Raw genomic sequence first — 23165 nt, 5'->3', positions numbered from 1 at the left:
CATGCAGATATAATTTGGATTTCTGTTGAAGTAATAACGCATCTTTTTACCACTAGCTGTGACCTTCGAAGTCTTTCCATAAAGCTGAGGACTAGGATTTTGACGGGCTTAGGAAAATAGCGATCTTATAAACCAACATAAATGGATTCAATTTTTGCCCAGCTGGTAAAAGGTAAAAAATATGGTTGCTTTTAAGCCGGCCAATGGCATTCTGTCAGTGAGGGCGCCTTCAATTTAAAAATGATTATTATTAAGCGATAGAATTGAGCCAAGACAATGCCAATTTGACGTCGAGTTTCTTGAACCATTAACAATTCTATGAATGTAAGCTCTGCGGATTTTCGTTTGTTTTGCAAAAGCCCTTTTGGTTGAACATATGACATCGAACGTTGAAGTGTTGAAAAAAACGTACTTTTCATAATTATGCTTGAGCTTGCTTGTCAGCAAAGAACTTACCTTTTTGAAGTTGTCATCCTTAATGGTGCTATGTAATAAATCTATTGTTTCATTGAATATACCTTTGCTGTACTGATCCCACATCTCGAGCGCTTTTAGAAGTTTTCTCTTCATGATGGGGGTATTATCACAATTTCTGTATATATGAATGAGCAAAAGAAATGAAGAACTCCTTCCCGCTACCCCTGCCGAATATGTACTGCCTTTATCAAGAACTTTACTGACACTGAGTTTCAACCTTTTGGCTAATTGATCAATAAGTTCGTCGGCGACCTTTGACGTACAACTGAAACTAACAGAGGGGTGGTTCTTATTTTTCGTTATACAACCATCTCCCTCCATAAATCCTCTGAGAAATGAAAAGAAAATAGAATCATTTGCTTTCAGAATACATTCTGGCAAACCATGATTTACCTTTTCTTTATTTCTCGGAAGGCCAAGATTACGCTCTAAATATTGAACGAAATCTGTTCTGCAAATAGATAGCCCTACCTGATCATTTTTGCTGAAGCGACCATTGTCGAGTTTGCTTTTTATTGTATAAATTTTCGGATATTTAGAGCCCTCAAGGACAAGACTCTTCGAGATCGTCTCAAGATATTCTTGATCATTTTGATTTAGCCTGATACTTACATTGTGGCCGTTACTAATACTGCCATCAGACCAAATAATGCCCCAAAGGTGGGCATTGAGGAGATTAATTTCTTTGAGGTCTCTGTAGTCGAATATCGCGTTGTGAATAAAATTCAACTCATGATCCTTGTAACCACAAGTTCTCAAATCATGTAGTATTGTTGAGTTTTTAGTTTTTTCAGAATCAGCAATTTCAGGAACAGTGTATCCTCTATCAAACTTTTCCTTGACCCTTTTTCTTCTTTGTAGAGTTTCTTTACGCTGCTTTTTTTTTGAACAAAATCCTGCTCTTCTCAGCATCGCATTAATGGCATTTTTAGACCGCTTAACTATGTCAGCTACTTCTACTATGGCTTCATCTCGGTCAGCGCCTGCTTCCAATAGAAGACTATAAATACTGACCACTGTCTGTCTTAAGTATTTTCTCTGACTAACTAGCCTGCGACTTTTTAGTTGTGCAGACCATTGTTTATAAGAGATTAATGTTTCTCCTCTTCGCAGGTTGTATTTTATGATCAACTTTGGCACGTCAATTTCCGGGCCCAGTATGAGTGAGACATATTCTTTGTATGCTTCATCAAATTTAACGTCGAAAGCTTCCTTCTCAGAGATGACTGGTCTTCCAATGTTATTCATCAGTACTCCTAATATTTAAGTGAAACCGAGACGAGACTGGATGAGTCAAGCATGTCAAATATTAACTTAGCTTCTGGACATAATTTGCCTGGCTCATCAAGGAAGGAATATGTTGAGCCCGAAATCGTACTACCGGAGCTATTTGCTGAGTTGTAACTGGCAATTTGTGAGCTTATGCAATAAGTATTTCTCTGGTGGTCGTACCCTAAAAATTTCTAAATTATTTTGCCCTCCTTTTCAATAATGATAATGTTCCACTGGCTAATAGTAACTGCTGCCGAATCTAAAATTTCCATTGTTAACTTCCTCATAAAGTTTGAATTGCATTTTTATAAGGACATTATCGGAATCAGATTTCAAGCCCCTTTATTAAAATTGCAAGGTTAGATTTTCGAAAATAAAAGGGATTGATTCGATAGCTAAAATTAAAAATTATTTAAAATCAACCGGTTATCAAATGTGCTAATTGTGTAAGATATACACACCACAAAATATTCATAATAATCAGTGACTTACATTTTTCATCATTTTCGGGAAAGGTGTCAAAACTAGGTCTTTTTTGCGCAAAATTTTCCACATAAAATTCTGAAAATGATGTTACTTTTTTGATAAACGATAATAAAATTTTACACCTGTGGCCTTGCACTCCTGGTTTAACAATTTTAGTTGTTCGTGCAAATATGCCAGAGTGGCCAGTGATGCTGAAGACAAGCTCAAAGCGCTGGAATGAGAAAAACGCTAACTGAAGATCTTGCGTAAATCAGCTTTTTTGCTCAAGCGCAACTCGGCCGTAAACCGGAGTGATGGTCGACTATATCGACCAATAGCGAGAAATGTACATTTCTCTTGCGACAATTACCTTGTCCGAACTGGCCACCGTAGTTGACGCTTTATCAATACCATGCAGGTAATTGACGCTAAGGGCACGTGTGCCTTTGTTAGCGTAAACTCGATCAACCTCCAGAACAAAATCAGTGACGTAAAATAGCGCTAAACGATTATCGTAAAGACTCACCAGTAACCGGCTGTCAATGAGGCGTTATGGGATGGTGTATGTCACATGTTTGACAGAGATAGTGCTCGTGAGAGAGACCATCGCTCGGTGTAATTGACACTCATAGGCCTAGGGAGTGCTTGTAATTGCCGCATGTGGTTGATTGGATTTATCAATACGCCGGGCTGAGCGCTCGGAAATGCTTGCTTTCGCCGCAGTGACAACTTGGCTGTTTCGTTTTCTATGATTCATATAAATCTTGACCTGTTGATCCGTGATTCGTAGTCCCGGCACATTGAACTCCTCTGTTCTACTACACCAAACCTTAATCAGATCAACCGGCCAAGATAATTGCCGCTAGACCGGGCAACGTAATTGTCGCTTAATAGACTACTGCAACGTTCGCCACTCTCATATTGATATGAGGTTAAGCGGCGTTTTATTGTCATGTTCGGATGATCGCTCTGGAGACAAAATATTTTGTCGCATTAACGTAAGTACTAGTTCTACTTGATCATAAAAGACTTTTTCAAAAATTATTACGTTTTCGATTATATTTATGTATGTGGCTTTCACTTGAACAAGGTTGAATATGAAGGCTCTCAATGGAGAGAATTTGCCAACATCCCTCCCAAAATGTTGCTAGTGACTTTATCATTAGAGAATTAAATCTTAATCAGTAAGTCTGACTCGAATGGTTTAGGCATCCTTTCACGAGAGTACCCCTTTTGATTGCTCACAAGCCTGCATCCATAAATGTATCTATCCACATTTGCATGCGTATGGCCAAAGCACCAGACGTTGGCATATTGAAGTAAATCATCACAATCTGAAATAAATGCTGCAGCCATCTCGTCCATCTCAAAATCAGGGTGATGACAAATTAAGCTCGGCGCATGATGCGTCACAACAACCGTCTTACCCTCAAATGGTTCTTTGAGCTTTTCATGCAGGTATAACTTGGCTTTCTGATGAAGTAACAACGCATCTTGTGCAGTAAAACGGTTATCGCCGTATTTAATAAATCTATGGTCGTTTAAATAAAACGAAATAAAGTCCATCGTTTTCTGTTTATCGAAACGTCCATCAAGCGCATAGTCCGTCCATAACGTAGAACCTATAAACCGAACACCATTTAATGTTATCTCGTCATTATCCAACAGGTGCAACTTTGAATGAGATTGTGCGAATAACCGCATTTCCTTACGCAGCAACCCAATATCATAACGATAAAACTCATGATTACCCGGTACATAAATGACATCTTTATCAAACTTTTTAATAAGCTTTACGGCATACTGAAGCCCTTTCAATCCGGTGTTAATGTCCCCTGCCAGAATAATAAGATCAGCATCTGATTCAGACGGAATGAAGTAGTCTCCCATCTCAAGATGTAAATCCGAGAAAAGTTGAAATTTCATAAATGCCTTGACGTGTAACGATTAATTAGCGACGTGACCGATGTGATTGCTACAGCGCGTCATCACATAACCGTCCACAACCACCATCTTTCCCTCATCCCCACAACACTCACAGATTGATATAGAAGCCAGTTGAGCTTTTTCAATCAATGCATGTAACTCGGGGCTGCCATTTTTCATATAGACCCTCAGTCCGCCAAATTTTTCTTTCACCTGATTGATCATTGGTAGTTTACTGTCTGGTACGCCAGCCTGCTGTTGCAAACGAGCATTTTTTTCGAGTGAATCTGAGAGGTTTATGAGTAATTCGAACCAGCCTGAGCCACAGAGAAATCCCCAAACCATCAACGTTCGATTTTCAGTGTCTGCTGCATCTCGATAGCGGTAAATGATAGGACACTTTGAATAGAGTGCATCCGTTAACGTCTTATGCATGACTAAAACTCGTATTTTAATTTGATGTTCACTTCTTTCACTTTGCAGAAATCGTCATAGATCTTCTGAGCCTTCGGGTGAAGCTTTCCGGGCGGCGTCAGAAAGCAATATCGAGAACCCGTTGTCGTGATTCCTCTATTGGTATGGGGGTCATACTCTTTTATGGCAGAGCTAAAACGAAACTCTCCTGTATTTATGTCATAACCCAAAAACTTCTCGATAATGTCGCTCTCATACTCAATGATCAGAATATTCCAGTCTGTCATCACAATGCTTCCAGGAGGAACGTTAAACATATGATTGCCTCTGCTAAAATGTGACCGATTAATGAAGGTTTTTTTTCGGTTTGGGCTTTGTACTATCACCCTGTGTATGTTTAACGGCTTTCGTGATGTGAAATTCAGTTAACTGACGAGACTTATCTTGCACGCCATAAAACATAGCTAATCGCAATATCTCATTTAACTGACGAACGTTTATTTGTTGTAGCTGTAAGGCATTGAGTGCATCCGTACCTAGAGTCGCAGTCATAATAGGTTCAATTTCAGACTGCTTGATCAAACTATCAAGCGCATAAGGGGCAATTTGTCTCAATTGCTCTGGAGTTGGTTCAGAGACGGTGATCTTCTTAAATCGACTTAAAATCGGCTCTTCAATATGATTGACGTTATTGGCGGTGGCGATAACGCAAATATGTGAGGCATCCATCGGCACTTGCACAAACTCATCCTGAAACTCTCTTGCCGCTTCGGGCTCAAGTAGCGTCAACAAGGCATTAGTAGCATCACCCCCATTTGACGTTTTCTGACCTGCTTTATCAATTTCATCCAGAACTAATACAGGATTAGCCCTGTGATTTTGCAAAAGATGCGATGCAACGATACCGGGCTTGGAATTTCCCCATTGCGAAGATGAACCAGACAACACCATCACGGCGGTGACTGTCGACAGATCTATTTTTTCAAATCCCACGCCCAATAGCTTAGCCAGTTCTCTTGCATAAAGCGTTTTACCTATCCCTGGTGGGCCCAGCAATAATAAAGGCGAGAAATAGCTACCTTTTGAAGTGCTCGCAGCAGAGAGTATGAGTTGTTGATTAATGTAGTCTGTTGCTTCAGAAAAGTTGGGGAATTCACGCCGTAATTGAGACACAATTTCTTTTATTTGTTCGATACTGAGCTGCGACCGAATTCGGACCTCAGGTAATCGCTCAAACATCATTTTGGTCTGCTGGACAACATCCTTGGAGAGAGTTTCACGTCGCTTTAATAAGGCTTGTTTATCGTATAAACGGATAAATGGTGTTTTCTTAGTCATTTTCCTGCTCTCCTTTTAAGTCATAAATCGCCTGAACAGCCCGATAATGTCTATCCAATATGCTTAGAAGGTAATAATTGCTATTGAAAGTCTCGATTAGATCATCTTTAGCACTTTTTTTGGAGTGGAAAGATGTCCGGTTATCTAGTGCCCAACTTATCCTTGCCTCCTTGGTCGGCGGGGATAATGCTAATGGGGATGCGTTTTTCTGATTGGTTAAATCAACGAGTTTATTCATCATTACCGTCGATAGACGACACATTTCATCCCAAAGTGATCTTGAAAAAATAATGGGAAAATCAGAATCGATGACGACTTTTGAAAGCTCACCTCGTTCGAGATGCTGACTCGCTTTCTCAGTAGCTAAGAAGCGCTGATAGTTTTGTTGAGTGAAAATCTCTTCAACTTCTTGACTGCATGGATGACGCAAAGCAAATTCATTCCAAAGCGTAAATTCATCGTGGGATTTGCCAATGAATAGAAAATTATGACGACAAAAAGAAAGAACATGAAAACAATTAGATGTGCTTTTAAATTCCTTTCTTAACAATTTGCTCGCTTTACTCTGATAACGCGGATAGGGATTTTGTTGGAAAGTGTTAATAAGGCTTTTAGCTTGATGAAGAACAGATCCTATTGACGTATTACCACCGTCCTCACCCGGTAACATAAGAGTGAAGCGTCGATTTGCAAATCGTGTGGCTAAAATAATTTTGGCCAGACGATGTAAATCACCTGACGTTTCTCCAAGTTTATATCGCGAGCCCGATTGAGTCGTTGCTATATGCGTTTCTATATCTACTGCAACAACCGGGGTACTCACCCTGGCTTGTTCTTTTTCTACATCAAAGCCAGCAACAGACAACTCCGAACTGAACCTGACAAAAGCCCAATTTTCAAATTTTATGGCTTTCCCGACCGTCTCTTCTTCTTTCACTTCATTCTCCTAAACCACTCCAACTGGGAAAGAGAATAATGAGGGTTGAGCAGAAATGTCAAGGAATATTTATATATATATCATACACTTATTGTGTAACTCTAATATGTTACATTAGGTTTAATGGTGATTTATGTAACAACTATTGGTTACGTTTTCAATAGATTCTGATACTTCTTTCCTCCAATTGACCACTCTTGGCCTGCGCCTTTGAATCTGACCTTTCCCCCAAATCTAGGCACCTTTGGGTCAAAAGTTGACCAAATCTCATCAAAGGAGTGGTACTAATTCAGGGAGAAGGCCAGGCGCAAGTATTCACCACACAATGGCTTTGGACATACAATAATGAACAGCCTACTTCAGCAATTGGTCGAGTGCCACCAAGATATTTACTGAGTCCGGGTTAACTCTCTACTATTAACTGCGGTTATTAATGGGTGGATTACAGTAATCTTCACAGAGGGATGGATGCAATTAAGATCACCGCGATTATTTCTCTTTACGAACCCTATCGCCTTTACCCTTACCAAAAACTGTTTGAGTAATGAAATTTAGATAATTGGCGATAGTTATATGTTTAATCATCTGCGCATCAGTTTCTGAAAGCAATTTGGGTGTCGACATATCAATATTATTAATTTGAGCGAGTCCAGTAATGCCTGGCCTAACTTTAAACACTCCTTTCGCTTCGCGCTCTTCAATTAATTCAAGCTGGTTAAAAAGACATGGTCTGGGCCCAACCAGACTCATTTCCCCTTTCAACACATTCCATAACTGTGGCAACTCATCCAGCTTGGTTCGTCGCAGAAAACGACCAAAGGGAGTAATAGAAGAGGCTGAGGCCAGATGACTGGCGACATGCGCCGTATCTTGTTTCATAGTGCGGAATTTGACTAATGTAAAAGGCTTTTGATTTAGGCCCACACGCTGTTGCCTGAATATGGGGGAACCAGTATCAAACCAACCGATAATGATCAGAATTAATAAAATTGGCAAACCGATCAACAGGCCAACAACAGAAAAGATAATATCCAGTAAACGGATAACAACTCGGGTCATGAATTACTCGTTTTATTATTTGCGATTAAAGCGTTTATTTTTATCCAACTTAGCCATTTTTTTAAGCTGTTGATCCATTGTTGTAACGGGTTTCCAGCCAAGCAAATGTCGGGCTTTTCTGTTATCTACCTGCAAATCTGCGAACAAACGAATCGCTAAAGCGGATTTACCCAGTAATTTCGCAGTATTTTTCATCAATCCTACCGGCACGGGAATCAATTTTGCTGACATCCCTTGGGCAGCAGCAACTTTTTTAAGCAATTCACTCATAGAAACAGATTCATCATCGGCAATCACAAACGTTTGATTTCCCGCCGCTGGCGCATCAAGACACAACGTAATGAAATCCGCCAAATTATCCAGGGCGATCATTGAACGTTTGTTATGTACTGCACCAAAAGGCAACGGTACGCCCCTTTTCGTCCACTTGAGTAAACTTGCAAAGTTACCAGGCGCATCAGGTCCGTATACCAAAGGAGGCCTGATGATGACCCATTCCATCTGATTTGAAAATTGGTGATTTGTTATTAGTTGCTCAGATCGCCATTTTGAAACTGCATAAGGTTCCTGAGGGTTTGGAGTATCTTGCTCTGTGAATGGTGTCTGACTGGTTTGATTGCCATTGACACCAATCGAGCTAAGAAACAAAAACCGTTTAACATTGTATTTAGAAGCTAGTTTTGCCAGCTTGAAAGTTGCTGAAGCGTTAACTGCATCAAAAAGTGATTGATCGTTAATTGGGTCGTCACTTGTAATATGGGCTCGTCCAGCAAGGTGAACTAATACATCAGAAACTGATAAAAAAGTCGCTAATTTGGTCTCAAACTCATTATCGTCAGCCTCAGCGAACTCCGACAAATCGCCAATCACGACCTGGGTTACCGATGTTGGCAATTGCTTAGTTAATTTCCTAACCGCAGCAATAACATTATGTTGATCTGCCAGCAATGAATCTATTAGGGCTTTGCCGACAAACCCTGTTGCGCCTGTTACAAAAACCTTCATCAGCTATGAATTATCTGTTCGATTTCTGCCACTTTGGCTTTCATCAAAGCCTCATCAGCCCGAGTTTCAACATTTAGACGTAACAATGGTTCAGTATTAGATGAGCGTAAGTTAAATCGCCATCGGTCAAACTCGAGGCTTATTCCATCTGTTTTATCAATCAATGGATTTTCAGCAGAAAAATGTTGAAGAATTTTATCAAGAATGACATTAACATCTGCTACCCGATAATTAATTTCACCACTGCACGGGTATTTCGCCATTCGCTCATTAACCAGTTCAGATAAAGGCTTGCCTGCTACACTGATTAATTCAGCTACCAACAGCCAGGGAATCATGCCGCTATCACAATAGGCAAAATCCCTGAAATAATGGTGAGCGCTCATTTCACCACCATAAATCGCATTTTCCAGACGCATACGTTCTTTGATGAAAGCATGGCCAGTTTTGGATTGAATAGGTTTGCCACCCGCCGCTTCAACCTGATCGATGGTGTTCCATGTCAACCGTGGATCATGAATGATTTTTTCACCCGGTGACTTAAGCAAAAATGCTTCAGCCAATAAACCGACAATGTAATACCCTTCGATAAAGCGGCCATTTTCATCAAACAGAAAACACCGATCAAAATCCCCATCCCAGGCGATACCAATATCGGCTTTATTAGCAATGACTGCATCAGCAGTTGCTGCACGGTTTTCGGGTAATAAAGGGTTAGGAATACCATTCGGAAAATTGCCGTCAGCTTCATGATGCACCTTAATAAACTCCACTGGCACATTAGCGGGTTTAAAGTATTGTTCAATAGCATCAATTACATGTCCAGCGGCACCATTACCCGCGTTCACAACCAGCTTTAACGGTTTAAGTTTTGCCAGATCAATATAGCTCAGCAGATGCTCAACGTAGGGTTGAAGTATCGATTGCTGTTTGTATTTATTGGCATTATTCGTTCCACTGAAAACAGTGTTTTCAGATGTAATAGTGGCAGAAGTATTAACCTTATCAGAGACAACTGCTTTTGATGTGTTAAAAGGGGAATCAATACGTTTGGCCAAATCACGGATTTCATTTAAGCCACTATCACCACTTATCGGCAAAGCACCACGCCCCACCAGTTTCATGCCGTTATAGTCCATGGGATTATGGCTTGCCGTCACTTCAATACCACCATCAACATCCAGATAAAATGAGGCAAAATAAATCTCTTCTGTGCCTACCATACCGATATCAATAACTTCTGCTCCGGCGTCCATCAGGCCTTGAGCCACAGCCAGTTTTAATGGTTCACTGGTATGCCGAATATCGCCACCAACCACAACCCGTCTGGCATTTAAATTTTTAGCATAGGCATATCCAATTCGATAAGCGACATTGGGGTTAAGCTCTTCACCTAGTTTTCCTCGAATATCGTAGGCTTTGAAGCAACTTATATTTTGACTCATCAATTTTCTCATTCAAAAAAGTTTGGGAATAGGTAAAAGAATCTAGCTACAGCATAACTTGAGAAGACTACAATCATGCTGATTTGAATCAAAAGTTGTTGTTTAGCTCTAGCATTTAAATATACCCAACTAAGTAGTAAAACTGTACTGATTAAAAATAATTCACCTAGTCGTGCCCCCACAGCAACATTATCATGTAAAAGACACATAATAATTACTCCCAACATTGCGATTGAGGCCATCACACTTTTAAAAGGATCTGTCAAAATTTCATCCCTAAGGTAAAAATAAATACCTGCAACAAGCAAATAATAAAAGCCTATAAAATAAAAATACAAACCCGTTGAATTTTGCTGCTGAAGTAATTCAGGGCGTGCATAAAATTGGTATTTATCAGTAAAAATCATAGAAAATCTTATTAGCCAGTCAAAAGCTGAAAAGTCAATCCAAATCAATATTGGGGAAAGTATAAAAATCCCTAGCACCACAAAATTTAACTGTCTAACCCAATACAATGGATAAATAATCATGAAAGCAATAGTGGTCAGATGAATTTGACTTGCTAGTCCAACCAGTAAAAAACTTAACGAGATGCGTTTATGCTGCAAAAAATAAAATGCCGGAATAACCAATGCTGTTGCATAAGCCACGCGAAGAACTGTTGTATCAAAAAGGAAAAAATATAAACAAAAATAAAAAAAACATGCTGCAGGGACAGAATCCACTATTTTAGACAAATAATTTAATTTAATGACCAATGTTATTATAGTCACAATCCCCATGAATAATGAGAAACCAATTACTTCCCCACCAAGCTTTGATAAGACAAAATATGCTGGCTCTTTAAATATAGAGAACTCGGAAAGCATTTGTGTCCAACTCTTTTGATTATCAATAGAAAACAGCCACTGATAATTACTCCAGTCCTTTGAAGCTGATTGACATAAGTAAACCGCTATTAATCCTAATATGAAAAATAATATATATTTAAATCTAATCTCTGAAAAAAAATTATAATTTATCAATTTCGCATCATCCTATGAGCAACTAAATACAACATTGTCATTTCTATAAATAATCGTGTTGACCAAACTGCTGCGGCCCCATACACACCAAATTTTCCGTATATAAATGGAGCGAAAATAAGGTATAAAATTCCTTCACTCATGAAAATTAAACTCAAAAGCTTTGCTTTCCCCTGTGCGTATAAAAATACAAGTGGGAGCTGTGCAATAGAGGCAAAAACAACACCTAGAAGCAATATTAAAGAGATATTACTTACTAAACCGAGAAATTCAACATTAAGCAAAAATGGCAATATGCCATAAATTATACTCACTACTGCAAGTGCAAATAATAATGTAAGAATTGTAATTTTTTTCAAAGAAGTGAAATGGATGTTCTTAAAATCAATTGAAGAGAACTTCTCAGAGGCAAAGTATGGCGTAAGAACAATCGCTATAGACCATGGAATAATAAGATATCTACTCATGATATCCTGGCTAGCAATATATACCGATAACTCAGCTTGTGATACGAAACCCGCAACAAAAAATCTATCGGCATAAATAAATGCCGTTGAAAAAAAACCCGATATAGCAGCCCAAAATGCATAATTTTTGATTTTGGATACTAAAGAAAGGTCTACATGAACCCAACTTTTGAAGTTTATTATTCTTGTTAATTTTATATATATTACAAATGAGAGATAACGTGAAAAAGTAATAGCACAAGCTAACAAAACAATTGAGTCTTGGTTAAACGAAACTAATATTGGAAGCAAAAATAAACTTGTACCAGAGAATATTTTTGCTAAATTCGCCTCTTTGAATGCACCAGCACCCTCAAATCTTCCCCTTAATACGCTCATCATTACTGAGGGCAGGACTCCAAAACCTGCAATCTGAAAGGCAAGGATAATTTCTTTAGTTTCTGCTTTTGATACATGTAACCAATAGTCAACTAAATAAGGGCTAAGTAAAAATATAAATAATGATGTAGCACTTCCAATTACAAATGCTATAGCAAGGCTAGTACTTGTAAGTATTTTTACTTGTTGAGGGCATTGATATTTATCTTTTGGCACAAAAAAGTGCATTGCACGAGCTAAGCCAAAATCGTATACAAAGAAGAATAGGTTTAATGAAAGTAATAGTGATAAGATCGCAAATCTTTCAACACCTAGCAAATAAATAAAAACTGGAATTGATGCCAAAGCAGCTAAAGCTGGTATAGCTCCTCCGGCAAAACTCCAAATAGAGTTTTGGTTAAGTCGAGTCAACATACAGTGCTAAAACAGAAATAAACCACAAGCACAGTAGAGCATTACTCTATCCATTTTGGCTCTTCGTGCTTCAGGAAGTAACGCCATTAGTTTTAGTCGATTTGCAAAAGTATCTGAACTAACAATACGGCATACATTTAAGACTTCTTCATCTGATGTAATTTTCTCTACGATACGAGAAATTTTGATAACTTCCTGTCGATACCAACCGTCGTTTATTTTTGACAATCTATTCAACTTTGCCTGCCACCCCCGGTTTACCCCCATCACGTTGTTCTCATGTTGGCGATATTTAAGTGAGGGGACTGGGTCAATTGTCCAGTTTTTTTTATTTGCTCTGGCAACTGCATAAATAAACCAATCATGCAGATCTGGCCTATCTTCTTTCTTTAAATTTTCAAGCGAATTTTTTATAAGCGTAAATAGGCCGGGTGTAAATATATAGCTGCATCCAGGACCAGCCGATTCAAATAAAAAATCAAACTTTTTCATTTCATCAGACTTAATGATCCGTTCTTTTTTTCCATCAGGCCAAAATGCTATGACATCCGAAGAGACTCCATCAGAAGATGTTAACTTTAGAGATTGAATTTGATTATTTAATTTATCTTCGAACCATATATCGTCTTGATCGGCAAGTGCTATATAGTCAGCACTATCCATTTTAATGTTTTCAATTAAGTGATAGAAGTTTCCGGCAGCTCCTCGAGTAGAACTGTTATTGAAATGTAACTCAATGTTTTCATTAGTGCTTGCCAGTTCTTCTAACCATTCATAGGTTCCATCCGTCGAACCATCATCAGAAATAACTAAATTAACATGAACAGACTTTTGTAACTTAATACTTTCGATTTGTTCTTTGACCCAGCGTATTCCATTAAAAGTTGCCATTAAGACAGTTACTTTTGGTAATTCCATATAATCTTGATTACATAACATTAAAGTTTTTTTGGCCTTAGAAAAAATTGCTTAACCCTGTCAACGAGTTTGTTAAAAAAGAATTTTAAACGACTATTATGTTCATAATAGTCATCTAAAACGCTGAGAATTTCTTTATTTTGTTCTAAAATATTTTTAATACTTTTGTTTGTTGCGCCGCCCATTCGCATTTTTATTAATACGTTTGGTAAATAAACTGTATTAATTTTATGTTTTTCTAATAGTCGAAATAATAGCTGCATATCTGCAGCAAGCTGATAACGTAAATCAAATACACCATATTTTTTATATATGCTGCTTCTAACAAAAAAAGTCGGGTGTGCTGGCATCCAACCCAATTTGAAGGCTCCCGGCTGGAAGGGATTAGACTTCCAATATCTTATAATCTGGCTGGTATCATTCGTATCGACATAAACAAGATCAGCAAAGCAAGCATCTATCTGAGTGTCTAGGAAAGACTTTGCCACTGTATCAATCGCTGAAGGCGTTGCATAAAAATCATCAGCATTCAAAGTGCCGATAACATCACCTGTTGCCATAGCGATCCCTTTATTCATTGCATCATAGATACCTTTATCTGGTTCAGATACAAAACGTGTGACACTAGGTGCATTAGCAATAATGGTCAATGTCCCATCAGTAGAACCACCATCAACGACAATATGTTCAATATTAGGATAATCTTGACTGGCTACAGAATGAATTGTGTCAGATATTGTTTTAGCACTATTGAAGCAGACTGTGATTATTGATATTTTCATATTTTTTTTGCAGAAGCCTCAATTACAGTTGTAAATTTATCTGCAAAGCGTGACATAAATAATTCAGATCTTTCAGCAGCTCCTTTCAAGTTTCCAATACGCTCATCAATCGAAATACTTGGCAATCCGCTCATTTTTTTTGCTAACTGTGATGGCTTATCCTGTGCAAAAAAAAGGGCATTTTGTTCTGCTTGTTCACGATGAACATTTATATCCGATAAAAGCATTTCGACTCCAAGAGATTTGGCTTCCTCAACAGTTGTACTCCAGCCTTCAAATCGTGATGGATTAATAAGAGCCGCTGCACTCAACATTAAAGCCTGAACATCATCATAAGGAATCATGCCTAAAAGACGAAAATTTTCCTCGACTGATTCTGCAGCAATAAGTGATAACAATTTTGGAAAATAATCTGGATCACGTGAATCTTCATGGTTACCAGATACCGCAACGACAATATCTTTACCCTCACGTTTAGCAATACCAAGGGCTTTTATTACACACTCATGATTTTTATGCTGCCAGAACTGGTTGGGTAAATAGAAAAAATGTCTGGGTAGATTATATTTTGCTAATAAAGCTTCAACATCAAACTTTACAGGGCGAACTGGCACACTAAAATTAACCACATGTAGTCGCTCATCGGATAATTTGTAAAATCGTTGGAAATCTTTTGCTGCATCGTTACTACTAAGCATAATATGACGTTTCGCATATACTTGCATGCGAAAACCAATCTCTCTTTTCCAGAATGCAAAGAAACCAAAATAATGCCTAAGCATGCGATGTTGTAAATCTGGAATCCATGCAATTGTTGGTATATTAAAGCGCCACCCATAAAAATCAGCGGCCTCAAAGACCACATTGATCTTATGCATCTTAAATACTGCCAGTGCACCAGCATCACAACCAGTCACAATGGCTTTCAAAAGACGCCGTTTTTTTTGGGAACGATTGAACACCTGAGAATGAACAATTTTCAGCCCATCAACTGCATTAAATCTCTCAAGCACATCTATTGCAACATCATCACCAAGAAATAAAATCGGTTCGACTCGCTGGTTTTCGAATTCTAGCAATGCGCTGAGCAGATTTACTTGATAGTTCAACCCCCCCATCCACGCGTTCCCACCTATTAGCGTAAATGCTACACGATGTTTCAAGTCAATTTTCTCGCTTTGTACCAGGCCACTACTTCAGATATGCCTTGCTGTAATGATATCCTGGGCGAGAAACCCAATTCATTTGCAAGCGAAATATCACCAACTAAACTTTTAGGGTCACCTTTACGAGAAATGCCATTGAACTTAACCTTATGATTTTGTCCCCATTGCTCACAAACCATAGAAGCGATTTCAGCTATGGAGGTTCCGATCCCTGTCCCGCCATTGACCACAGTAAATTCATTTGATGATTTATGCACCAATAACCAAAGTAACTGCGTTGCATCGGAAATATGTAACCAATCACGAATTTCGTTTCCAGTCCCATTTAACGTTATATCAGTTGATTTAGACTTTTCAATTTTTTGGCATATATCCCACAAGAGCTGTTTCTCCAACCCCGGTCCATAAACAGAAAAGAATCTGGTAACAGTAACATCTAAACCAAAGCTATCACGATAAGAACTGAAAAGTGATTCAAGCATCCATTTATGGAAACCATAGGGAGAAAAGGGCTTACCGTTATCACCTTCACTAATGGGGCCATTGAAGGCCGAACCATATACCGCGGCGCTAGATACACCTATTACTCGACTCGCCGGAGAATTCTGTCTTACCCATTCCAAAAGACGAGCCGTTGTATCTACTGTTCGTTGAAAATCTTCGTAAGGATTTTGTATTGATGGGCCAACAGCTGAACCACCAGCGAGATGAAAAACAACATCTGGTTTTCCAAAATCAGCAACCAGCTGACTCATTCCTGCAAAGTCTATTTCTGCATTTAGCCAATGACTAAAGCCCCAAGCTCTATAATCATCATCCGTCCAAAACCCATGTCCAATTCCGTAAACTTTTGTATTTTGCTTCGCGATAAATTTGGCAAGATTACGACCTATAAATCCCTTCCCACCTGTAATCCAAACTGTAGTCATTACTGCTCCTCGGGCTTGAAGCAGACAAATGAATATAACCTGCCAGGTCGCCTATCTACAAAAGAGAGATAACGAAGCAGACTACGATAAAAAATATCAATATTAAGGATGCGTGATAGATTGCCAAACACTGGTATTTTACTGATCCTCTGTTGTATTTCAGCTTTCAGCGATGCTTCTGTGTAAGGGGCGAAATTAATAACACTATCGAAAGAACGGAGAACGTGTTTGACCTCAAACCCGGCTTTTTTCAGGGCTGCAAGATACTCTTGAGATGTGTAGGCATTCTCACCACCATACAATGAATGTAAAGGATGCACATCAAAAAACGCAGCTAAATCTTTTTTTGATGAAATTACATGGTCTCTAACAGCTATTAAACTGCCGCCAGGCTCTAAAACACGAAATAATTCTGCACATAACTGTTCAAGATCATTTGCATGGTGCAAAACTTGTCGGGCAAAAACCAGCCCAAATGTATTTGATTCAAAATTAATTCTCTCGCCAAATTCCTGAGAGACAGATATAGGCAAGTTATTATCCATAGCAAGAGTTTTGATTGCTCCAGCACCAACAAGCTCACTACTATCTGGTTCTAATGCGGCTACCTGCCAGCCATCACGAGCTAAAGCATAACTGGCAATCCCACGCCCTGCCCCAAGGTCCATTGCAAAACCTTTTGAATCTGGAACATACCGGCTTATAGCTTGCCACTCCGGGCTATTATAATATCTCTCCACAGCTTGCTGGACGGATGGATCATAGTAACAATCCCGAACTAATTGCTGTTTATCAGGCTGATTCATTAACCATGAAACTGCAGCCTCCCAGGAGACAAAGTTTTTATCGTTCATCGGGTCCTAACTCTCTGATTATTTTGGCTGGGTTGCCAGCAACAATAGTCCATGGTGGCACATCTTTAGTCACCACAGCCGCAGCCCCGACGATAGCACCTTCGCCAACGGTTACACCCTTTAAAATGGTTGCCATTGCACCAATCCAAACATCATCAGCTATCAAAATTGGAGACTCATTAAGGTCTATTGAAGATGGATGACCAACACTTGCAATATTCATGAACTGCTCATGCCTTTCTGAGGCGCGTATTGGGTGAGTATGACTATCAAAAATATTGACATTGTGTGAAATCAATACTCTGTTACCGATGGTGATATGGCCAGCCGACCAAATCTTAGAACCTTCTCCCACATAACAATCCTTTCCAACAACAATTTTTCCTCCATGAGCAAACACCAAAAGTTCACCCAGAATATGACTATTTGAACTAATTGAAATTAATTCTGATTTTCCTGGTATGTTAATAATTTTTGCAGAAGGGTAAAGCACAGCACTGGCTGCTCCAGTGAATCCTCTAAACTGTAGAAGCTTTCTGATAAACGCTTTAAAAGCTATTTTGTAAGTTCTAAACATACGATTGCACGTGAAGCGGCAGCATAGTCATTGCCGTAATCTTTCTCGGTGTGGATATCAAAATAAGTAGCATTACTGGCAAGTTCTCGTGAAGAATTTACCCAACCGCTTCCTTGGTACTGAAAATAGTTTTCTTTTATTTCCGTAGGAGAAAAAGTTGTCTTGATACTATCCACCATTTCACCATTAAATATCTGAAACCAGCCACGCACTTTATGCTCACCGAATGGTACGCTGAGGAACAATTTTCCACCTGGTTTGAGAATTCGATGAAACTCTTTTATTGCAGCAAGATAACCCTCTCCATCACTCTCACGCTTTGCTTCATCACTGGTATACAACATCGTATTATCCAGTCCTATATGTTCTACTGTCGAAAGACTGGTGATCCAATCAAAATAATCATTTCTAAAGCAAGTGTTTCTTAAATCTTCATAGATGTATGAAATCCCTTTATTCCAGAAAGCATCTTGCTCTGGTGCCAAAGTTGATATAAATAGATTCTTATTCTGAAGTTTATGGTGATCGAGAAGAAACGAATAGTTGAGAATCGAGCCAGCATCAAGGATTCTTCCTTCTGAATTTGGCAATGACTGGAAAAACCACAGATATTCAACAATCCTTTCATCAAGCCTAAAGCCGTATCCAATAGGTAATTTTGTTATATCCAGATGAGGATCAAGGATGGCCCTCCTAATATTTGAAAATTTGTACGGAACGTAGCCTAGTTTCCAAGGTTTTTTTCCAAACATTGGATACATCCAACTGCAAGTTGAATGATATATTTTTTTTATAAACTTTCGCATTTTTATACCTTAGAAGAGCTTTATTAATCGACTTAGAAACGCTTTAATACTGAATTTTGGCTTGGGAAGCTTTTCAATAAGTTCACTAAAAAAGGGAGATGTCACACTATTAGCAGGAAACGTTTTTACCTCAAATTTAGTATCTATAGGCGTATCATCAAAACCAGTAGCAACGCAATTTACACCACTACCATCAAACCCTGAGTTTTCCACTAAACTTTTTCTAGGGTATAACACCAGTCCTTTTTCTTTAAAAACACTCAAGTACCAACGTATTGCCCATGAATCAACCTTATCTTTTTTTTGTGCTTCTAGCATTTTAAAGTATGGATAGCGTCCATCCAAATCAAACTGCTTTTTTAGATCAGGATCATTTTTAATAGTTTTATAACCACTGGCTGTTTTATCAAATTTTTCCCATGAGCTTTGCCATGTTGCCCAGCCCCAAGAGGTTGTCATAGGCAGAAACAAAGCATCTTCTTTTATTTGAATTTCGACAGGAAACATATAACCAGATATCTGCATGACTTGTTCATCGTGCACATATCTCTCCAATCCTGCGTTCATATATGCCAGAAAATGCGGTGAAACATGCAAATCATCTTCCAAGACAACAACCTTGCCGAATTCATTACATATGCGGGTTACACCATCAATGACAGAATTTGCCAGGCCCCAGTTACTTTCCCGCTCATTAACCGTGACGGCTTTAAAACCGGAAATTTGACGAATGTATTCTCTTACTTGCTTAACGGCTTCTTCAGCACTTTTGTCCTTAGCTGCATCCGAAAAAACAAATAAATCAGACCTTGCGGCTTCAGGATTTTTTAATAACGAAGTTACAGTTCTAAGAGTATGTTCTGGTCGGTTGTAAACAAACAAGACTATTGGAGCGTATGCATTCATGAGTGGAAGTTGCAATATAAAAGTCTAATAAACATTACCGCCACCTTTAAGGCGATGCAAAATACCACGAGTTACATATTTTAAATCCCCACGAGCAACTAACTGCAGGAAACGTTTTATTTTATAAAACTTTTTTTTCCATTCAGGCATAAAAGCGTGATGGCGTGAACGAATCATATGGTGAATTTCTAAGTTCTGAACCGGCATTTTCTGTGTTTTTGCCAAACCATGTATTCTAAAAGCACCAAGGCATTGGTTAACACTAATTGCCTTTGTGTGTTTTGTTAATCGTAAAAACCAGTCAAAATCAAATCCCAAATGCAAAGACTCATCCATCATACCTAACGCATCATGCATATCCCTGCGCCAGAATGCGGCTTGATTGGAGAGAACCATACCCTCGGCCACCATTGCCTCGTAAGTTGGCGTTACGTAATGCATATCCCTAATCAACCTATCCTTTTCATCAATAAGGTTCACGTCCCCTATAATAAGTCCGACTTCTGGATGCGTTTGAGCGGCCACTGCAGCAGATTTGAATGCACCAGGGTAGTAAATATCATCTGAGTTCTGCCAGGAAACCCATTCTCCCGTTGCAATTTTCAATCCCTTATTAATTGCGTGAGATTGCCCATTATCCTTTTCACTAGCCCAAAACTTGAGGTATTTCTCATACTTCTGAATAATTTCAACACTACCATCAGTAGAGCCACCATCCATAATGATGTATTCTAAATTAGGATAGTTTTGATCCAAAACGGATTTAATCGTCCGCTCAAGAAATTCGGCTTGATTAAAGCTTGGGGTTATTACAGTGATTTTTGGATAGGTTTTTAGATAATTTTTCACAGCTGCTTCTTTTTCAAAATAATAAGGTAATTATCGCCAATACCAATTGAATCAAAGAGACGTGTAATCAACTGAGGAATACACAAGAACCAAGTTGCGAGAATAACCCTCTGTAGAAACTTCTTACTACGGGTAGATTTAACAGCAAAAGAAGCCCAAAATGCTGATGGTACACCTTGTTTTGGATAGTGGATTACATGAAGTAATTGATACATAAACCATTCAGAACGAGTTATAGTTTCAATACTCTCAACAGTAAAACCATACCTTTCACCTAAAAGATGCACCGAGTCAATTGACAAAAAATGTTGATGGTAAGGTGTATGCCAATTCAGCCATTTTTTTCTAAACAGCCGACTTCCCCATCCATTGGCATTAGGTGTACTCAGCACGCATCTTCCCCCAGGTTTGAGCACCTCGGATATCATGTTGAAAGTTTCATGTATATCTGGAACATGCTCTATGACCTGATTCATTGTCACAAAATCAAAGAAATTAGATGCGTAAAGGGATGAGTCAAATATACCCACGTGAATTTTAAAACCATACTTTTCTGCAATGATCTCAACATTACGGTCAGCATCGACTCCGTAAACGTCACATGACTTTTCATTTTGAAGGTACGCTAACGTTTCACCATAGCCACAGCCGATATCCAAAACTTTAGAGTTTGGTTCAACAGACTGACATGCAGACGCTCTGCCACCGACAAGCCAGTTGTATAATTTCCCACCTGCCTTGTATGCTCTGAAGTTATCGGGATTAAATGATTTTCTAGGATAGAAATCTGTGTACAAATCCCCAAGCTCATTGATTTTCGGAGCAGTTTTTAAGAATTGATGCTCACAGTTTTTACATTGCAAAAGCTCAAATAATCCCTTATGACCATACCGATCATCATAAAGCAGGTGTTTTTCTATAGTTTCAGCATGTTGACAAACAAGGCAATCCATATTTTTCCATTAGTTAAATTTCGATAAATTATGTTTTTGTAAGTACGTAAAGGAAATGATCTGGTCCCATAGAAGGTAAACCACGATATTTTCCAAAAGGATATTTAATCAACAAGCTAATGATTATTCTTAGGAAATTCCGCCTGTATGATTTAGAGGCATATGTTGGAAGAGCTAAGTCAAGCTTAAAGCCTTCAATATTTGATAGATATTTTTTTGAAACAAATGATATGTGCTCCGGATAACTGCAATACCACCATTTAGAACCAGATATAACAGCAGATATTGAATTTATATTACCAGTCAAAAGTATGAGGCTACCTGAATCTTTCAATTTTTTTCTACACAAATTTATAAATTCATTTGGATAATGTAAGTGCTCAATCAAATCAAATGCAGTAATTACATCTATTGATTGATTATCAAGATGCTCCAGACTCTCATAACTTTCATGCTCCTTTTGCTTTAAGGTTTCTCTGCTTTTTTTAGAAAGTTCGATTCCAATTGTTTTTGCACCTAAGGCTTTTGCAAAATCTAAAAGCTCACCGGTATTACAACCTACATCGACAATCTTGGAGTTTCTTGAAATATACGAATAAAGTACGTTAATAATCTCTGATGATTTATTTTTTTCCAACACTGCATTTGACCATCGATTACCACTATTTGAATTTGAGTAAAGATCAATCAAATCTATATTTTGGACAGCATATTGAGTAAAACCAGACCTACAATGTTTACATTTCATCAAAAAGGCTGGATAGAGAAGTTCAATAGTGTTTGACGAAAACAATACAGGTTTCCCATATTCAATTTCACCAACTTTTTCAATTATTTCGTTTCCGCAAAAGGGACAGAATTGGTAAACAAAGTCATTTGAAACTTTCATGATATTATTTTTTTAGTTCTGTTGCAGAAGCAATCACATTAATACCTGAGTCGGATTTTATTTTGCTTACACTATTTAGGATTTCTGGAACTTCCAAAAAGGTTGTCTCATCATAAAATTTGTAACCACATTTTATTAAGTAAGATAAAAGTTCTTCAATACTATCTCCTTTTTCTTTAAGCCAACTTGGAGCGAGCTCCATCAAAATGATTGGCTTAAAACTCTGCAGTATTCTTTCAGCACCCTTAAGAACTTTTACCTCAAAACCATCAACATCAAGCTTAATCACATCCACATGTGGAATGTTTTCTTTTACGATAAAGTTATCCAACGTATCGACTTTGACACTGACCTTTTCGCATGCACTCCACCAACTTTCACTAAGACCACCATTTTCATTAACCGGATTTTCGGATGTTGTTTTGAAGCTAGCTCTTAATGAAAACTCCGCATTTTCATCCGTGTAATCACTTAGCGCAATTGGATGTATCAGGACATTTGAGAAATGATTTAATGCCAAATTTTTTCTGAGTTTATCTAGCGCCCATGGCACTGGCTCAATTGCATAGACTTTACCTTTGTCACCCACTGAATTTGCAAGAGGTAAAGTGTGACTTCCTACGTTTGCCCCAATATCAATGACAATCATTCCAGGCTTACAAAGGAGCTTAAGTGCTTTAGTAGTATCCGGTTCCCTACTTTGATTAAAGTAAATTGCGGAATCTATGACTTCTGTTAAATCTAGCTCGTAGTTGATTCCATCAACATTTTTTATTACAGTTCTATTTTGAATGTCAGATCTAAGAAATTTGTAATAGGAGTTTTTCAATAATCCGCTCATGAGCTTATAAGGCAATTTTCGATAAAGCTTGACTAAATTAGTCACAATTTTTTGTTTATTAATCAATTTTATT

At 38.3% G+C, this 23165-nt stretch carries 24 protein-coding genes; all 24 read right to left on the bottom strand.

The window, feature by feature from the left end; all coding sequences use genetic code 11:
• Window positions 1-234: 234 nt before the first annotated feature.
• The 24 genes from B3S93_RS10010 to B3S93_RS09895 all read right to left on the bottom strand — a co-directional run bounded on the left by B3S93_RS10010 (window position 235) and on the right by B3S93_RS09895 (window position 23158).
• Window positions 235-1725: an LAGLIDADG family homing endonuclease gene (locus B3S93_RS10010; RefSeq protein WP_292401737.1), complete on the bottom strand. Its 1491-nt coding sequence runs from the start codon at window positions 1723-1725 to the stop codon at window positions 235-237.
• A gap of 811 nt (window positions 1726-2536) precedes the next feature.
• Window positions 2537-2740, bottom strand: a complete 204-nt coding sequence (locus B3S93_RS10005) for a hypothetical protein (RefSeq protein WP_292401733.1) — start codon at window positions 2738-2740, stop codon at window positions 2537-2539.
• A gap of 644 nt (window positions 2741-3384) precedes the next feature.
• Window positions 3385-4140 carry a metallophosphoesterase gene (locus B3S93_RS10000; RefSeq protein WP_292401731.1) on the bottom strand — a complete coding sequence of 252 codons (756 nt, stop codon included), beginning with the start codon at window positions 4138-4140 and terminating at the stop codon, window positions 3385-3387.
• 21 nt (window positions 4141-4161) lie between these two features.
• Complete coding sequence (locus tag B3S93_RS09995) at window positions 4162-4575, bottom strand: hypothetical protein (protein ID WP_292401728.1); 414 nt, start codon at window positions 4573-4575, stop codon at window positions 4162-4164.
• A 2-nt stretch (window positions 4576-4577) separates the two neighbouring features.
• A complete protein-coding gene (locus B3S93_RS09990; RefSeq protein ID WP_292748726.1) occupies window positions 4578-4871 on the bottom strand; it encodes a hypothetical protein in 294 nt (97 codons plus the stop codon).
• A gap of 28 nt (window positions 4872-4899) precedes the next feature.
• The gene (locus B3S93_RS09985) at window positions 4900-5892 is read right to left on the bottom strand and encodes an AAA family ATPase (protein ID WP_292401723.1); all 993 of its coding nucleotides are present in this window, start codon (window positions 5890-5892) and stop codon (window positions 4900-4902) included.
• The gene (locus B3S93_RS09980) at window positions 5885-6829 is read right to left on the bottom strand and encodes a hypothetical protein (protein WP_292401720.1); all 945 of its coding nucleotides are present in this window, start codon (window positions 6827-6829) and stop codon (window positions 5885-5887) included. The genes B3S93_RS09985 and B3S93_RS09980 overlap by 8 nt, the downstream gene beginning before the upstream one ends.
• A 489-nt stretch (window positions 6830-7318) precedes the next feature.
• Window positions 7319-7888 (bottom strand): sugar transferase, encoded by a 570-nt coding sequence (locus B3S93_RS09975; protein ID WP_292401717.1) that lies wholly within the window; start codon window positions 7886-7888, stop codon window positions 7319-7321.
• A 15-nt stretch (window positions 7889-7903) separates the two neighbouring features.
• Window positions 7904-8893 carry an NAD-dependent epimerase/dehydratase family protein gene (locus B3S93_RS09970; protein WP_292401714.1) on the bottom strand — a complete coding sequence of 330 codons (990 nt, stop codon included), beginning with the start codon at window positions 8891-8893 and terminating at the stop codon, window positions 7904-7906.
• Complete coding sequence (locus B3S93_RS09965) at window positions 8893-10338, bottom strand: phosphomannomutase CpsG (protein ID WP_292401710.1); 1446 nt, start codon at window positions 10336-10338, stop codon at window positions 8893-8895. Before B3S93_RS09965 ends, B3S93_RS09970 begins: the two co-directional genes overlap by 1 nt.
• A gap of 8 nt (window positions 10339-10346) precedes the next feature.
• Complete coding sequence (locus B3S93_RS09960) at window positions 10347-11363, bottom strand: EpsG family protein (protein ID WP_292401707.1); 1017 nt, start codon at window positions 11361-11363, stop codon at window positions 10347-10349.
• The gene (locus B3S93_RS09955; protein WP_292401704.1) at window positions 11360-12622 is read right to left on the bottom strand and encodes a hypothetical protein; all 1263 of its coding nucleotides are present in this window, start codon (window positions 12620-12622) and stop codon (window positions 11360-11362) included. The genes B3S93_RS09960 and B3S93_RS09955 overlap by 4 nt, the downstream gene beginning before the upstream one ends.
• 6 nt (window positions 12623-12628) lie before the next feature.
• Window positions 12629-13540: a glycosyltransferase gene (locus B3S93_RS09950; RefSeq protein WP_292401701.1), complete on the bottom strand. Its 912-nt coding sequence runs from the start codon at window positions 13538-13540 to the stop codon at window positions 12629-12631.
• Window positions 13541-13560: 20 nt separating this feature from the next.
• Window positions 13561-14322 (bottom strand): glycosyltransferase family 2 protein, encoded by a 762-nt coding sequence (locus B3S93_RS09945; RefSeq protein ID WP_292401698.1) that lies wholly within the window; start codon window positions 14320-14322, stop codon window positions 13561-13563.
• A complete protein-coding gene (locus B3S93_RS09940; protein WP_292401696.1) occupies window positions 14319-15431 on the bottom strand; it encodes a glycosyltransferase family 4 protein in 1113 nt (370 codons plus the stop codon). Before B3S93_RS09940 ends, B3S93_RS09945 begins: the two co-directional genes overlap by 4 nt.
• A gap of 50 nt (window positions 15432-15481) precedes the next feature.
• On the bottom strand, window positions 15482-16417 hold the full coding sequence (locus B3S93_RS09935) for an NAD-dependent epimerase/dehydratase family protein (RefSeq protein ID WP_292401693.1): 936 nt from the start codon (window positions 16415-16417) through the stop codon (window positions 15482-15484).
• On the bottom strand, window positions 16417-17271 hold the full coding sequence (locus B3S93_RS09930; RefSeq protein WP_292401689.1) for a class I SAM-dependent methyltransferase: 855 nt from the start codon (window positions 17269-17271) through the stop codon (window positions 16417-16419). Before B3S93_RS09930 ends, B3S93_RS09935 begins: the two co-directional genes overlap by 1 nt.
• Window positions 17261-17848 carry an acyltransferase gene (locus B3S93_RS09925; RefSeq protein WP_292401686.1) on the bottom strand — a complete coding sequence of 196 codons (588 nt, stop codon included), beginning with the start codon at window positions 17846-17848 and terminating at the stop codon, window positions 17261-17263. Before B3S93_RS09925 ends, B3S93_RS09930 begins: the two co-directional genes overlap by 11 nt.
• Window positions 17827-18600 carry a methyltransferase domain-containing protein gene (locus B3S93_RS09920; RefSeq protein WP_292401683.1) on the bottom strand — a complete coding sequence of 258 codons (774 nt, stop codon included), beginning with the start codon at window positions 18598-18600 and terminating at the stop codon, window positions 17827-17829. The genes B3S93_RS09925 and B3S93_RS09920 overlap by 22 nt, the downstream gene beginning before the upstream one ends.
• Before the next feature lie 63 nt (window positions 18601-18663).
• The gene (locus B3S93_RS09915; RefSeq protein WP_292401680.1) at window positions 18664-19560 is read right to left on the bottom strand and encodes a glycosyltransferase; all 897 of its coding nucleotides are present in this window, start codon (window positions 19558-19560) and stop codon (window positions 18664-18666) included.
• A gap of 24 nt (window positions 19561-19584) precedes the next feature.
• Window positions 19585-20409 (bottom strand): glycosyltransferase family 2 protein, encoded by an 825-nt coding sequence (locus B3S93_RS09910; protein WP_292401678.1) that lies wholly within the window; start codon window positions 20407-20409, stop codon window positions 19585-19587.
• A complete protein-coding gene (locus tag B3S93_RS09905) occupies window positions 20406-21362 on the bottom strand; it encodes a class I SAM-dependent methyltransferase (protein WP_292401675.1) in 957 nt (318 codons plus the stop codon). Before B3S93_RS09905 ends, B3S93_RS09910 begins: the two co-directional genes overlap by 4 nt.
• 28 nt (window positions 21363-21390) lie before the next feature.
• Window positions 21391-22251: a class I SAM-dependent methyltransferase gene (locus B3S93_RS09900; RefSeq protein WP_292401672.1), complete on the bottom strand. Its 861-nt coding sequence runs from the start codon at window positions 22249-22251 to the stop codon at window positions 21391-21393.
• Window positions 22252-22255: 4 nt separating this feature from the next.
• The gene (locus tag B3S93_RS09895) at window positions 22256-23158 is read right to left on the bottom strand and encodes an FkbM family methyltransferase (RefSeq protein ID WP_292401669.1); all 903 of its coding nucleotides are present in this window, start codon (window positions 23156-23158) and stop codon (window positions 22256-22258) included.
• Between the last annotated feature and the right edge of the window lie 7 nt (window positions 23159-23165).

Origin of the sequence: Methylophaga sp. UBA3613 (assembly GCF_002375415.1) — a bacterium.
In the GTDB taxonomy this organism is placed as follows: Bacteria; Pseudomonadota; Gammaproteobacteria; order Nitrosococcales; family Methylophagaceae; genus Methylophaga.
Note: the sequence above shows the minus strand (reverse complement) of the source record. Positions and strands in the feature narration are given on the sequence as shown.